At 64.7% G+C, this 13,331-nt stretch carries 14 protein-coding genes; 10 read left to right on the forward strand and 4 right to left on the reverse strand.

Annotated features, from left to right (window positions below; genetic code table 11):
• Positions 1–87 precede the first annotated feature (87 nt).
• Positions 88–1,302: an acyl-CoA dehydrogenase family protein gene (locus tag GGD65_RS14675; RefSeq protein WP_183235707.1), complete on the reverse strand. Its 1,215-nt coding sequence runs from the start codon at positions 1,300–1,302 to the stop codon at positions 88–90.
• Between the two features lie 137 nt (positions 1,303–1,439).
• On the opposite strand from GGD65_RS14675, the gene GGD65_RS14680 reads away from it, so the two are divergent.
• Positions 1,440–1,985: a carboxymuconolactone decarboxylase family protein gene (locus GGD65_RS14680; RefSeq protein ID WP_183235708.1), complete on the forward strand. Its 546-nt coding sequence runs from the start codon at positions 1,440–1,442 to the stop codon at positions 1,983–1,985.
• A gap of 109 nt (positions 1,986–2,094) precedes the next feature.
• On the forward strand, positions 2,095–2,589 hold the full coding sequence (locus GGD65_RS14685; protein WP_092251648.1) for a VOC family protein: 495 nt from the start codon (positions 2,095–2,097) through the stop codon (positions 2,587–2,589).
• A gap of 91 nt (positions 2,590–2,680) precedes the next feature.
• Here the strand turns inward: GGD65_RS14685 and GGD65_RS14690 are convergent, their stop codons facing one another.
• Positions 2,681–3,916, reverse strand: coding sequence for an MFS transporter (locus GGD65_RS14690; RefSeq protein WP_183235709.1), 1,236 nt, complete (start codon positions 3,914–3,916; stop codon positions 2,681–2,683).
• A 163-nt stretch (positions 3,917–4,079) separates the two neighbouring features.
• Entirely contained in the window at positions 4,080–5,327 is a 1,248-nt protein-coding gene (locus GGD65_RS14695; RefSeq protein WP_183235710.1) for an MFS transporter, read from the reverse strand.
• Positions 5,328–5,522: 195 nt separating this feature from the next.
• On the opposite strand from GGD65_RS14695, the gene GGD65_RS14700 reads away from it, so the two are divergent.
• Positions 5,523–7,589 (forward strand): prolyl oligopeptidase family protein, encoded by a 2,067-nt coding sequence (locus GGD65_RS14700; protein ID WP_183235711.1) that lies wholly within the window; start codon positions 5,523–5,525, stop codon positions 7,587–7,589.
• A gap of 184 nt (positions 7,590–7,773) precedes the next feature.
• Here the strand turns inward: GGD65_RS14700 and GGD65_RS14705 are convergent, their stop codons facing one another.
• Complete coding sequence (locus GGD65_RS14705) at positions 7,774–8,445, reverse strand: DUF938 domain-containing protein (protein ID WP_183235712.1); 672 nt, start codon at positions 8,443–8,445, stop codon at positions 7,774–7,776.
• 267 nt (positions 8,446–8,712) lie between these two features.
• On the opposite strand from GGD65_RS14705, the gene soxX reads away from it, so the two are divergent.
• The 7 genes from soxX to GGD65_RS14740 are packed head-to-tail and all read left to right on the forward strand — an operon-like array spanning position 8,713 to position 13,305.
• Entirely contained in the window at positions 8,713–9,039 is a 327-nt protein-coding gene (gene soxX, locus GGD65_RS14710) for a sulfur oxidation c-type cytochrome SoxX (RefSeq protein ID WP_409333941.1), read from the forward strand.
• A 24-nt stretch (positions 9,040–9,063) separates the two neighbouring features.
• Positions 9,064–9,555 (forward strand): thiosulfate oxidation carrier protein SoxY, encoded by a 492-nt coding sequence (soxY, locus tag GGD65_RS14715; protein WP_183235713.1) that lies wholly within the window; start codon positions 9,064–9,066, stop codon positions 9,553–9,555.
• Positions 9,556–9,568: 13 nt separating this feature from the next.
• Complete coding sequence (gene soxZ / locus GGD65_RS14720) at positions 9,569–9,880, forward strand: thiosulfate oxidation carrier complex protein SoxZ (protein ID WP_183235714.1); 312 nt, start codon at positions 9,569–9,571, stop codon at positions 9,878–9,880.
• Positions 9,880–10,743, forward strand: coding sequence for a sulfur oxidation c-type cytochrome SoxA (soxA, locus tag GGD65_RS14725; RefSeq protein ID WP_177236858.1), 864 nt, complete (start codon positions 9,880–9,882; stop codon positions 10,741–10,743). Before soxZ ends, soxA begins: the two co-directional genes overlap by 1 nt.
• Positions 10,740–11,045 carry a hypothetical protein gene (locus GGD65_RS14730; RefSeq protein WP_183235715.1) on the forward strand — a complete coding sequence of 102 codons (306 nt, stop codon included), beginning with the start codon at positions 10,740–10,742 and terminating at the stop codon, positions 11,043–11,045. Before soxA ends, GGD65_RS14730 begins: the two co-directional genes overlap by 4 nt.
• Before the next feature lie 53 nt (positions 11,046–11,098).
• Entirely contained in the window at positions 11,099–12,850 is a 1,752-nt protein-coding gene (soxB, locus tag GGD65_RS14735; protein ID WP_183235716.1) for a thiosulfohydrolase SoxB, read from the forward strand.
• Positions 12,847–13,305, forward strand: coding sequence for a hypothetical protein (locus tag GGD65_RS14740; protein WP_183235717.1), 459 nt, complete (start codon positions 12,847–12,849; stop codon positions 13,303–13,305). The genes soxB and GGD65_RS14740 overlap by 4 nt, the downstream gene beginning before the upstream one ends.
• The last annotated feature ends 26 nt before the right edge of the window (positions 13,306–13,331 follow it).

The raw sequence follows: 13,331 nt of genomic DNA on the forward strand, positions 1-13,331 counted from the left end.
CCCGGAATCCATAACCACGATCGGGAGTATGGATTCCGGGCTCGCGCTGCGCGCGCCCCGGAATGACGGGTGGTGAGAACGTGCGCCCTAAGCCCCCGGCAAATCCAGGATGCGCTTGGCGACGATGCCGAGCATCACCTCGGTGGTGCCGCCCTCGATCGAGTTGGCCTTGGTGCGCAGCCAGGCGCGCGGGCGGGCGCCCTGCTTGGAGCGCTCGCTCTCCCATTCCAGTGCATCGACGCCGCCGGCTGACATCAGGATCTCGTAGCGGCGCTTGTTGAGCTCGGTGCCGTAATATTTCATCGCGGAGGAGAACGCCGGATGCGCCTGTCCCGCCTTGGCGAGATCGACCGCGCGCTCGGCGCAGGCCGCAAGCGCGGCTTCATCGACGTCGAAGCTGGCGATCTTGCCGCGCAGCATGGAATCATCGAGCCGCCCCTGCGCATCGGTGCCGACGGAATCGGCCGCGATCTGACCGAGCGGACGGCCGACGCCGCGCTCGCCCATGCCGGAAATCATCGCGCGCTCGTGCTGCAGCAGGTATTTCGCGACGTCCCAGCCGCGGTTGACGGTGCCGACCACATGCGATTTCGGCACGCGGACGCCATCGAAGAAGGTCTCGCAGAACGGCGAATAGCCGGAGATCAAGAGGATCGGCTTGGTCGTCACGCCCTTCGAGGTCATGTCGAACAGGATGAAGCTGATGCCGTCATGTTTCTTGGCGGCGGGATCGGTGCGCACCAGGCAGAAGATCCAATCGGCGTAATTGGCGTAGGAGGTCCAGATCTTCGATCCCGTGATGACGAAATCGTCGTCATCGCTTTCGGCGCGGGTCTGCAGCGAAGCCAAATCAGAGCCGGCGTTCGGCTCGGAATAACCCTGGCACCAGCGAATCTCGCCCGCCGCGATTTTCGGCAGGTGCTCCTTCTTCTGGGCCTCGTTGCCGTATTTGAGCAGCGCCGGCCCGAGCATCCAGATGCCGAAGCTCGACAGCGGCGGGCGCGCGCCGATCCGTGCCATCTCGGCGCGCAGCACCTTGTGCTCGGCCGCGCTGAGGCCACCACCGCCATATTCCCTAGGCCAATCCGGCACGGTCCAGCCCTTGTCGCGCATGCGCTCGAACCAGATGCGCTGCGGCTCGGACGAGAACTTTGCGTTACGTCCGCCCCAGAACACGTCGGCATCCGACGTTGCGGGCTTGCGCATCTCCGGCGGGCAATTGGCTTCCAGCCAGGCGCGCGTCTCGTTGCGGAATGATTCGAGATCGGCGGTCTCAGATTCGCTGGTTTTGGAGTCAGTCATTGGTCGTTTCCATCAATCAATCGACTTGTTGGGCGCGACTCTGGGCCAAGCTCCCGCGGAATTCAACCACTTCCGCGAGCCCGCATTCCGCTATAGTCGCGACCAAGACGGTGCTTGAAAACAAAGAGGAAACGACGATGCGCCTGAAACTTCTTTCGCCTGGCGAAATGAACGATAGCCAGCGGCAGACCTACGACGAGTCGATTGCCGGCAAGCGCGGCAAGCCGCCGGCGCCGATGATGGCCTGGCTGAACAGCCCCGACATGGCCCGTCACGCCACGCGGCTCGGCGAGGTGCTGCGTTACGATACCATCTTCCCGGCAAAGCTCTCGGAGATTGCGATCCTGGTGACGGCGCGGCACTGGACCGCGCATTACGAATGGTACGCGCATAAGCGGCTGGCACTGGCGGGCGGCATGAAGCCTGAGATCATCGACGCGATCCGCGACCGTCGCACGCCCGAGTTCGACGATCCCAAGGGCAAGATGGTCTACGACGTGGCGAAATCGCTGCACGAGGGCCACGGCGTCGAGAAGGGTCTGTATGATGAGGCGGTGAAGCTTCTCGGCGAACGCGGCGTGGTCGAGGTGATCGGGCTGTGCGGCTATTACACGATGGTGTCGATGACGCTGAACACGTTCGAGTTCGAGCTCCCCGAGGGTGAGGTGCCGGAACTGGCTTAGTTTCCGATCCTGATGCGCAATTGCGCATCAGGAAACGCTGGGTTTCGGGAACGGCCGTAGCAGAGCCCCGGAGCCCGCCCTATGTGCATGCTTTCAACGGAGCATTCCCATGTCGCAAAGCCCAGCTGTCGCCGCCGGCACCAGGATCGGCCACGTTCACCTCAAGGTCGCCGATCTCGATCGCGCGCTCGGCTTCTATTGCGGCGTGCTCGGCTTCGAGCTGATGCAGCGGATGGGCTCGGGCGCCGCCTTCATCTCGGCCGGCGGCTATCATCACCACATCGGGCTCAACACCTGGGAAAGCAAGGGCGGCTCGCCGCCGCCGCCGGGCACGACCGGGCTCTATCACACCGCGATCCTCTATCCGACGCGCGCCGCGCTCGCTGATGCGCTGCACCGCGTGCGCTCGGCCGGCATTGCGCTGGATGGCGCCAGCGACCACGGCGTCAGCGAGGCGCTGTATTTGCGCGATCCCGACGAGAATGGTGTCGAGCTGTACTGGGACAAGCCGAGGGAACAATGGCCGTTCGAGCCGGATGGCAAGCTCGCGATGTTCACCAAACGGCTGGATGTGGAGGGACTGCTGAGGGACCGGCAAGGATAGTCTCGTAGGGTGGGCAAAGCGAAGCGTGCCCACGAAACCCTGCTGACTCATCGAAAAATCGTGGGCACGGCGCTTTGCGCCTTTGCCCACCCTACGCGAGCTTCGTCCGCGGCGTCCCGCGCACCATGATCAACGCGGCGGCCGCCACTTCCAGCGCGATACAGAGATAGAACGGCAACGCGTAGCCACCGGACCAATCGCGCAAGGCCCCGACGACACCGGGGCCGAAAGCATACGTCACCTGGTTGATCGCGGTGTTGAGGCTGATCAGCACGCCGAACGAGGCCGAATCGAACTCCCGCTGCACGATCAGCGACGGCAGGGTGATGAGGTTGCCGACGGAGAAGCCGAACACCGCGCAAGCCGCGATCAGCACGTAATCGTTGTGCAGGTTGATAACGACCAGAAGCGCCGCGGCCTGGCTGAGGAACGACAGCGCGGAGGCCAGCCGCTGGTTGAGACGATCGATCACCAGCGAGAACAGCACGCGGCCGACCACCGCCATCGCAGTCAGCACCGCGACGGCGACCGCGGCGCGTTCGCGGCCGATCACGGGATCGAGGAACGAGATCAGATGCACGATGAAGCCGACCTGCGCGAACAGCACCAGCGCAAACGCAATCGTCACCGTGAGGAAGCCGACGTCGCGCAGCGCCCATGCGCGAATCTGCGTCGATGATTGCGGCTTCGCCTTCGCCGCCGCGTGCCAGCCATGGTGATCGGGCGGCCGGCCGACGAGAACAAGGATCACCGGCAGCAGCAGCACCAGCATGGCGCCGGCGGCGTCGTACATCGCGCTGGCGAAGCCGACATGGCCGATCAGGGTCACCAGCAGCGGCACGCCGACGATGCCGCCGAAGCTGGCGCCATTGAGCGCCAGGCTGATCGCCATGCCGCGCTTGTGGTCGAACCACAGGCTGATCGTGTTGGTGATCATGGCGAGACTGGTGCCGGCCCAGCCGAAGGCGAGCACGGCGTTGGCGAGATAAAGCTGCCAGGGCTCGCGCACCGCGCCGATCGCGACGCTAGCTGCCGCCATCGCCAGCGTGCCGGCGATCAGGCAGAGGCGCGGGCCGTATCTCCTGACGGCTTCGCCGACGAACACGACGAGCAGCGCGCCGAACAGATAGAAGAACGTGGTGCCTGACGAGATCAGCGTGGTCGGCCAGCCCCGCGCGCGCTGCAGCTCGGCGACATAGACGCTCTGGCCGTAGAAGCCGAGCCCCCAGCCGAAGGTCGCGAGCAGGAAGCAGACCGCAACGATGCGCCAGCCTTCGTAGCGGAGGGAGGATTCATCGAGCGCTGGGGTCTGAGGATTGTCGAGCATCGCCGCTTACTCCGTCATCCCGGGCATCCACGTTGTTCGATCCGAGCACCTAAGACGTGGATGGCCGGGACAAGCCCGGCCATGACGACATCTAAATGGCCCTTACCTTAAAATCACTTCGACCTGGATCGAAGTATCAAGGTTGCTGACAGCCTCCTGCCAGTCAGATCGCATCCGGGAACTCGCCCATCGCCGCCTCCAGCCGCGCCTTGCGGCGGCGGGCCCAGGAGACCAGCGAGAGCACGGCAAGGCCCAGCGCCACCGGCGGGAACACCACCAGGTTCACCGCCGACCAGCCGTAGCTGGCGAGCAATTGCCCGGAGGAGAACGAGCCGATCGCCATCATGCCGAACACCAGGAAATCGTTGAAGGCCTGCACCTTGTTGCGCTCCTGCGGGCGGTGCGTCTCCAGCACCAGGGCGGAGGCGCCGATGAAGGAGAAATTCCAGCCGACGCCGAGCACGATCAGCGTGGCCCAGAAATGCATCGCGGTGAGACCGGAGAGGCCGATGCCGGCAGCGCCGGCCTCCAGCAGCAGGCCGGCGGCCACGACTTTCGGTGCGCCGAAGCGGGCGATCAGCGTGCCCGTGAAGAAGCTCGGCCCGTACATCGCGACGATGTGCCATTGAATGCCGAAATTGGAATCGGACACGGACAGGCCGCACATCTTCATGGCGAGCGGCGCCGAAGTCATGACGAGGTTCATCATGGGATAGGAGATGATGCCGCACAGCGCCGCGGCGATGAAGCGCGGCTGGCTCACGATGGTGAGCAGCGGCCGGCCACCATGCAGATCGGCCGGTGCGGGCTTGGGCATATCGACGCCGGCGACGATGCCCATCGCGATCAGCGCCACGGCGGCCTGCACCAGGAAGCTGAAGGCGAACAGATAAGGCTGCCAGACGTCCATGGTCCATTGCACGAGCTGCGGACCGAGCACACCGGCGAACACGCCGCCGGCCATCACCCAGGATACAGCTTTCGGCCGGTAGGCCGCGCTGGCGCCGTCGGCGGCCGCGAAGCGATAGGATTGCGCCACGGAGCCGTAGAGGCCGCCGAGGAAGGTCGCGATGCAGAACAGCGCGAACGAGCCGTGCAGGATCGCGAACGAGCCGAGCACGCCGGTGAGCGTGCCGAGAGCGGTGCCGATGACGAAGGCCGCGCGGCGGCCGAAGCGGTGCGAGATCGCGCCGGTCGGCAGCGTTCCGGCGGCGAGTCCGACCACATACATCGAGATCGGCACCGTCGCGAACGACATGTCGGGCGCGAGCGTGGAGCCGACGATCGCGCCGGTAGCGAAGATCACCGCCGAATTGGCACCGGTCAGCGCCTGGGCTGCAGCCAGGCGCACCACATTGGCGCGCACGCGGGCGTCGTCGGCGATTGCATGGGCAGAAGTCACGTCAAGCATCGGCTTTTTCTGCCCGAACGGGCTCAAGGGCTGGTTGATTCCCGGCACTATGGAGGGACGCGAGTGGCCGGACAACCGGCGCAAACGGGCGCTGGCCATGCCTCTGACGCAATCGGTGCGATCATAGCAGGCCGCGCACTTGACGGCTTGCGCTCGATCAAATCCTATCCGCCGCTATTTTTCGGAGTTTCGTTCATGACCGTCGACGACAGGCCCACGCTCAGCGCTCCCGACGACGATCCCTGGCTCTGGCTGGAGGAGATCGAGGGCACGCAAGCGCTCGATTTCGTCGAGCGGCAGAACCAGCTGACGCTCGCGGCGTTCGGCGGCAAAGCCTTCGGGCATGACCGCGACATCCTCGCAGCGATCTACGATCGTCCCGACAACATTCCCTATGTCAGCCGACGCGGCAGCGACCTGCACAATCTCTGGAAGGACGCTGCCAACCCGCGCGGCCTGTGGCGGCGGACCACGCTGACGGAATTTCGCAAAGCTACTCCTGCGTGGGAGACCATGCTGGATATCGACCAGCTCGCAGCGCGCGAAGGCGAGGATTGGCTGCTGAGCGGGATCGCCACGACGCCGGGAAGCTCGCGCGCCATTTTGAGCCTGTCGCGCGGGGGCAGCGACGCCGTGACCTTGCGCGAATTCGACCTCGTTGCGAAGGGCTTCGTGGCGGACGGCTTTACACTGCCGGAAGCCAAGGGCGGCGCGGACTGGCTCGATGCCGATACGCTGCTGCTGTCGAGCGCCCATGGCGAGGGTATGGTGACGGACTCCGGATACTCGCGGACAGTTCGCCTGTGGCGGCGCGGCCAGCCGGTCGATCAGGCTGAGATGATCGCCGAGACCACCGCCGATCACATGATGATCTATGGCGGCGCCGACGACACCGGACCTGAGCCGCGGGTCTGGATCGTCGAGCAAATCGACTTCTTCAATCACGCGGTCTGGCTGCGCGATGCCGCCGGTCGCATGACCAAGCTCGATCTGCCGACCGGCATCTGGCTGCAGGCCCATGGCGACTGGTTCGCGATGAAGCTGCGCAAGGGCTGGACGGCCGGCGGGCGGACCTACGCCACCGACACCGTGCTCGGCATCTCGCTGTCGGCGTTCCTGAACGGCAGCCGCGATTTTGCGGTGCTGTTCGAGCCGGCGCCGCGGCGCGCGTTGCAAGGCCTGTTCTGGGCCGCGGGCAAGCTCGTGCTGTCGATCCTCGACGAGCTGCGCCCGCGCTTCGAGATCTGTGCGCCGTCCGCCGCGGGCTGGAGCCGCGAGACGCTTGCCGGCCTGCCGCAAATCGGCGTCGTCGACGTCTGGCCGCTCGATCGTCATCCCAGCGAGAGCAACGGCGATCTGCTCGCCAATGTGCAGGATCCACTCACCCCGCCGTCACTGCTGTTGATAGAGCGCGGCGTCGCCAGCCCGATCGTCCTGAAGCAGGCGCCGAAGACGTTCACCGCCGACGGGCTCGTGGTGACGCAGCACGAGGCGGTCTCTGTTGACGGCGAGCGCATTCCCTATGTCCAGACCGGGCCGGCAGGCGAGACCGGCGACACGCCGGTCTATATGAGCGCCTATGGCGGCTTCGCCCATTCTGTGAAGCCGTACTACAATTCCTCGCTCGGCAAGCTGTGGCTGGAGCGCGGCGGCACCATTGTGCAGGCGAACTTGCGCGGCGGCGGCGAGTTCGGCACGCGCTGGCACGACGCCGGCCGCCTCGCCGGCAAGAAACTCTCGCACGACGATTTCGCCGCGGTTGCGGCCGATCTCGTCCGCCGCGGCGTGACGCAGCCGAAGCGCATTGCGGCACAGGGCGGCTCGAACGGCGGCATCCTCATCACCAACATGCTGGTGCGCTACCCCGAGCACTTCGGCGCGCTGTTCTGCACCATCCCGCTGATCGACATGCGCCGCTACACAAAACTGCTCGCGGGCGCGAGCTGGATCGCGGAATACGGCGATCCCGACAAGCCCGAGGAATGGGAGTGGCTGAAAACCTACTCGGCCTACCACAATGTGAAAGCCGGCCAGACCTATCCGCCGATCCTGATCGCCACCACGCGGCGCGATGACCGCGTTCATCCCGGCCACGCCCGCAAGATGACGGCCAAGCTGCAGGCCATGGGCTATGAGGCCTGGTTCTACGAGCCGGAAGCCGGCGGCCACGGCTACGGCAAGGACAACAGGGAACGCGCCGGCTTCGAGGTGCTCGGCTTCCGGTTCTTGAAGGAGAAGATCGGGTGGAGGGATGAAGGGTGATGGGACTCGTTTGGTCGGTGCAGACCAAGGCCGGCTCTTACCTCTCCCGCTTGCGGGAGAGGTCGACGCGCTCGAAGAGCGTGGCGGGTGAGGGTTTTCTCCTCTGGGGGATGTCCCGTTGCGGAGACACCCTCTCCCCAACCCTCCCCCGCAGGCGGGGGAGGGAGCACACCTTCCGAGTCGCTTACCGCTCGAACACCAGCGTCAGATTGTTCGCGGGCATGTCGATCGTATCGACGAGGCGAAGACCTGCAGCCTTCGCGAGCGTTTCGACATCGCTGATGTCGCGCACGCCCCATTCGGGATTGCCTTCACGCAAGGAGGTGTCGAACACCGCATTGCTGAGCGCGGTGTGCTTGCCGTCGCGCTTGAACGGGCCATAGAGGAACAGCTTGCCGTCGGGGCGTATGTAGCGGCCGGCGCCGGCGAACAGGCCCTCGGCCACGGCCCAGGGCGCGATGTGAATGACATTGGCGCAGAACACCGCCGCAAGGCTCGTCGGCGCCTGTCCGCTTTTCATCTCTTCGCACCAGTCGGGATCGGTGAGATCGATCCGCAGGGGGCTGCGGATGTTCGCGAGGCCTGTATGGACGCGCCAGGCCTCAATGCTCTTGAGGTGGCGCTGGTTGAGGTCGCTCGGCCACCAGATCAGGCCGGGCGTGTGGCGGGCGAAATAGACCACGTGCTGGCCGGTTCCGCTGCCGAGCTCGACCACGTTGCCGGTCAGCCCGGTGAGGTGCTTTTCCAGCGCCGCCCAGATCGGCACATGGTTGCGATGGAACGCCGGTGCATCGAGCCGTCCATCCGGCTCGACCCGTCCGCCATCCCTGCCAAATTCGACGACATATTCAGCCAAGTCAGTCCCCAATGAATGTGAAACAGAAAAGACGGCCCGTAAGGGCCAAACGCCCTAGAATAATTTGCTAGTGCCAACCTGTTAGGATGAACAAACTATCTCATCGGTTGCAATGCGCAGGATATTAACTCCATTTTGCCGCGTGCATAGTCTTGATTGTCAGGCGATGCCCTTTGTGCTTTGGAACGCTTATATTTCCGCAAACGAGATCATCGACATAACGCCTGGGACGATGCCTTGACCGCCTTTCCTTGCAAGCTTGCCGTCCTGGTGGCGCTGGTCCTTTCCGCCGGCGCGGCTGTGGCTCCGGCGCGGGCACAATCCGCTGTCGCCGACGGCCAGAAGCTCGCCTTCGATCGCGGCAAGGGCAATTGCCTGACCTGCCACGTCATCAAAGGCGGCGACCTGCCGGGAACAATCGGGCCGGAACTGAAGGACCTCAAGGCCAAATACCCTGATCGCAACGAGCTCACCGCGATCATCTTCGACGAGACCAAGCGCAATCCGCAGACCATGATGCCGCCGTTCGGCCGGAACCGGATTTTGACCGAACAGGAGATCAGCGCGATCGTTGATTTCCTGCAGACGCTGTAACGGCCGGCTGCCAGGAGATTTGAGATGACCACGACCACCGGCCCGCTTGCGACAAGGCGCCTGATCCTTCAGGGCGCGGCCTCTGTCGCCCTGCTCGGCCTTGGCAATCTGCCGTTCGCGGCGGCGCCCGCGCGCGCCGCGGCCAACGACAAATATCCGGACGAAGCCTTCAAGCAGAAGAACGAGGCCGACGCGATCAAGGCGCTCTATGGCAAGACCGCCGAGCCCTCCGACAAGGTCAAGCTGGATGCGCCCGAGATCGCCGAGAACGGCGGCGTGGTGCCGGTCTCGGTGACGACGACGCTCGACAAGGTGACCTCGATCTCGTTCCTCGTGACCGAGAACCCGTACGCGCTCGCAGCGTCCTACAAGGTCGCCGACGGCACCATTCCGCACGTCGCCAACCGGCTGAAAATGGCCAAGACCACCAAACTGGTCGCCATCGTCGAGGCTGACGGCAAGCTCTACAGCGCGACCAAGGAAGTGAAGGTCACCGTCGGCGGCTGCGGCGGCTAGGAGGATCGGTCCGATGGCATCAAGCATTCGCGTGCGCGCAACATCCAACGGCGACATCACCGAGGTGCAGGCGCTGATCCAGCACCCCATGGATACCGGCCTGGTCAAGGATCCCAAGGGGGAGCTGATCCCCGCGCACTACATCCAGCAGCTGAAATTCGAATGTAACGGCAAGGACGTCTTCGTCGCCGAGTGGGGCACTGCGGTCTCCAAGGACCCCTATGTGAAGTTCAGCTTCAAGGGCGCCAAGAAGGGCGACGACCTCAAGATCTCCTGGACCGACAACAAGGGTGCGTCGGATACGACCACCGCGAAGATCGCGTGATGAAGACCCGGTCTGCATTGCTGCTTGGCTCGCTCAGCGCCGCACTCGTTGCGTTCGCCCTCACCTCTCCGCGCGTCGTCGCGGCCGACAAGGTCGATCCCGTTGCCGACGCCAAGGCGTTCCAGAACTTCTTCTTCCAGAAGTTTCCCGACGTAAAGCACGAGGACTTCGTCAACGGTCCGTATTCCATGAACGCGGACATGAAGCGGCAGTGGCAGGAGAAGGAAGAATTCCCGCCTTACGAGTTCGCGCTCGACGCCGGCAAGGAGATGTTCGCCACCCCGTTCAAGAACGGCAAGACCTATGCCGATTGCTTCCCCAACGGGGGCGTCGGCATCCGCCAGAACTATCCCTACTTCGACGAGAAGGAAGGCAAGGTCGTCACGCTGGAGCTCGCGCTCAACCGCTGCCGCGAGGCCAATGGCGAGGCGCCCTACTCCTACGTCAAGGACGAGATGGCCTCGCTCACCGCCTACATGGCCTTCACCTCGCGCGGCAAGCCGATGGACATCAAGATTCCCGACGATCCTCGTGCGCTCGCGGCATTCGAGAACGGCAAGCGCTACTTCTATACGCGGCGCGGCCAGATGAATTTCTCCTGCGCCAGTTGCCATGTGCAGAGCCCGGGCGAGCGCATCCGCGCCGAGGTCCTGGCGCCGGCGCTCGGCATCCTGAACGCGATGCCGATCTACCGCTCCGAATGGAGCGGCATGGGCACGACCAGCCGCCGCTTCGTCACCTGCAACAGCCAAACCCGCGCGGTTCCGCTGGAGCCGCAATCGGACGAATATCGCGACGTCGAATATTTCCTGTCCTATGTCGCCAACGGCCTGCCGATATCTGGCCCGGGAGCGCGGCCATGAAGCGGTCACTTCCCCTCGCCATGCTGCTGGCGTTCGGCCTCGCGCCAGCGGCGCGCGCGGCAAATGAAGCGGACTACAAGGCGGCCTACGCCACCGCGGAAGCCGCATCGAAGGAGGCTGCCGGCTTGCGCAACCAGTGGACCGTGACCGTCTCGACGCTGGCCGCGGCCAAGAAAGCGGCGGATGGCGGCGATTTCGACCGCGCCACCGCCGCGGCCAGGGAGGCCGAGGCGCTGGCAAAGGCGTCGATCTTCCAGGCGGCGTCCGAAAAAGAAGCCTGGAAGGCGATGGAAATCCGCTAGACTGGCCTGAACTGAAACAGTCTTGCGACATTGAGGGCGCGGAGAATTTTGGTATGGCGATCCGCCGCCGCGATTTCCTGAAGAGCGCAGGCCTTGCCGCTGCATCGCTCAGTCTGCCGCGGCTTGCGCGGGGCACTGAGTCCGCGAGCATTTACGACCTCGAGCGCTTCGGCAACGCGCGCATCCTGCACATCACCGACACGCATGCGCAGCTCAACCCGGTTTATTTCCGCGAGCCCAGCATCAATATCGGCGTCGGTGAGATGGCCGGGCGGCCACCGCATCTGGTCGGCCGCGCCTTCCTCGATCGTTTCGGCATCCGTCCCGACAGCGCCGATGCCTATGCATTCACCTGCGTCGAGTTCGAGAAGTCGGCAGGCCGCTTCGGCAAGCTCGGCGGCTTTGCCCATCTGAAGACGCTGGTCGATCGCTTGCGTGGCGATGTCGGCGAGAAGCGTTCGCTGCTGGTCGACGGCGGCGATCTCTGGCAGGGCACCGGGCTCGCCAACGTCATGCAGGGCCGCGACATGGTCGAGGTCGCCAATCTGCTCGGCATCGAAGCGATGACCGGGCACTGGGAATTCACCTATGGCGAGCAGGCGCTGCGCGACAATCTCGAGCGCTTCAAGGGCGAGTTCCTGGCGCAGAACGTGTTCCTGACCGAGGAAGCCGCGTTCAACGATGCCCCCGCATTCGACAAGGCCACCGGGCGCGTGTTCAAGCCGTCTGTCATCAAGGAGATCGGCGGCCATCGGGTCGCGATCGTCGGCCAGGCCTTCCCTTACGTGCCGATCGCGCACCCCAAGCGGTTCACGCCGGACTGGACCTTCGGCATCCGCGAGGAGGAGTTGCAGAAGCATGTCGATGCCTTGCGCGGCACCGATAAGGTCGACGCCGTCATCCTGCTGTCGCACAACGGCATGGATGTCGACCTCAAGCTCGCAAGCCGCGTCACGGGCATCGACGTCATTCTTGGCGGCCATACCCATGACGCCGTACCGCAGCCGATTGCCGTGAAGAACGCGGGCGGGACCACGCTCGTCACCAATGCCGGCTCCAACGGAAAATTCCTCGCCGTGCTCGATCTTGCGATCGACAAGGGCAAGGTCAGCGACATTCATTATCATCTGCTTCCTGTTTATTCCGAACTGCTGAAGCCCGATCCTGGAATGGCCGAGCTGATCGGCCGGCTGCGCGCGCCGCATGTGACCGACTGGTCGGCAAAGATCGCAACGCCTGACCGCCTGCTCTATCGGCGCGGCAATTTCTCCGGGCCCGTCGACGAGCTGATCTGCACGGCGCTGCGCACCGAGCTCGATGCCGAGATCGCGCTGTCGCCGGGGTTCCGCTGGGGCGTCACCGCGCTGTCGGGCCAGGCGCTGACCATGGAGGATCTGCTCACGGAGACGGCGATCACCTATCCCGAGACCTATGTGCAGGAGATGACGGGCGCCCAGATCAAGGACGTGCTGGAAGACGTCTGCGACAATCTCTTCAACGCCGATCCCTATTATCAGCAGGGCGGCGACATGGTGCGTGCCGGCGGGCTCAGCTACACCTGCACGCCGACCGCCGCGATCGGCGGCCGCATCTCGGAAGTGAAGCTCCATGGCGGCAAGGCGTTCAGCGCCAGCCACCGCTACAAGGTCGCAGGCTGGGCTTCGGTCAACGGCCAGCAAGGCGCGCCGGTGTGGGACGTCGTCGGCAAATATCTGCGCTCGGGCCGGATGTTCCAGGAGCGGCTCGGCTCCGGCGTGACGCTGAAGGGCGTCGAGGACAATCCGGGCATTGCGGGACAAGGATGATGCGGGCGCAAATGTTTCGCGCGATGCTACTGACGCTGCTGGCCTGGGCCGCGGTGCCGCCAGCATTTGCGCAGCAGATGCCGCTTCAGGACAAGCCGTTCGCCGAGCACAAGATCGTGCTGCAGCTTTCCGACGGTGATGCGAAGAAGCAGGCGCTGGTGCTGAGCGTCGCCAACAATCTTCTGAAGGCGTACGACCCCGACAAGATCGCGATCGAGGTCGTCGCGTTCGGCCCCGGCGTCGATCTCCTGCTGTCCGGCAGCGAGCGCCGCAAGCAGGTCGAAAGCCTGATCGCGCAAGGCGTGCGCTTCGACATCTGCCTCAACACGGTGGATACGATCGAGCGCGAGACCGGCAAGCGGCCGGAGTTCATCCAGGCCGCGACCCCGGTGCAGGTGGGCGTCGGGCAGATCCTCTTCCTGGCGGAGAATGGCTACACGCTGGTGCGGCCGTAGGGGGCGTTGTCCCGCCGAACACGCGT

Origin of the sequence: Bradyrhizobium sp. CIR18 (genome assembly GCF_014198295.1) — a bacterium.
Lineage (GTDB): Bacteria > Pseudomonadota > Alphaproteobacteria > Rhizobiales > Xanthobacteraceae > Bradyrhizobium.

Bases quoted from the DNA above. Each gene is read 5' to 3' on its own strand.
- soxY (WP_183235713.1), top strand. From the start codon at position 9,064: ATGACCACGACCACCGGCCCGCTTGCGACAAGGCGCCTGATCCTTCAG.
- soxZ (WP_183235714.1), top strand. From the start codon at position 9,569: ATGGCATCAAGCATTCGCGTGCGCGCAACATCCAACGGCGACATCACC.
- soxB (WP_183235716.1), top strand. From the start codon at position 11,099: ATGGCGATCCGCCGCCGCGATTTCCTGAAGAGCGCAGGCCTTGCCGCT.
- soxA (WP_177236858.1), top strand. From the start codon at position 9,880: ATGAAGACCCGGTCTGCATTGCTGCTTGGCTCGCTCAGCGCCGCACTC.
- GGD65_RS14680 (WP_183235708.1), top strand. From the start codon at position 1,440: ATGCGCCTGAAACTTCTTTCGCCTGGCGAAATGAACGATAGCCAGCGG.
- GGD65_RS14740 (WP_183235717.1), top strand. From the start codon at position 12,847: ATGATGCGGGCGCAAATGTTTCGCGCGATGCTACTGACGCTGCTGGCC.
- GGD65_RS14690 (WP_183235709.1), bottom strand. From the start codon at position 3,916: ATGCTCGACAATCCTCAGACCCCAGCGCTCGATGAATCCTCCCTCCGC.
- GGD65_RS14730 (WP_183235715.1), top strand. From the start codon at position 10,740: ATGAAGCGGTCACTTCCCCTCGCCATGCTGCTGGCGTTCGGCCTCGCG.
- GGD65_RS14695 (WP_183235710.1), bottom strand. From the start codon at position 5,327: ATGCTTGACGTGACTTCTGCCCATGCAATCGCCGACGACGCCCGCGTG.
- GGD65_RS14685 (WP_092251648.1), top strand. From the start codon at position 2,095: ATGTCGCAAAGCCCAGCTGTCGCCGCCGGCACCAGGATCGGCCACGTT.
- GGD65_RS14700 (WP_183235711.1), top strand. From the start codon at position 5,523: ATGACCGTCGACGACAGGCCCACGCTCAGCGCTCCCGACGACGATCCC.
- GGD65_RS14675 (WP_183235707.1), bottom strand. From the start codon at position 1,302: ATGACTGACTCCAAAACCAGCGAATCTGAGACCGCCGATCTCGAATCA.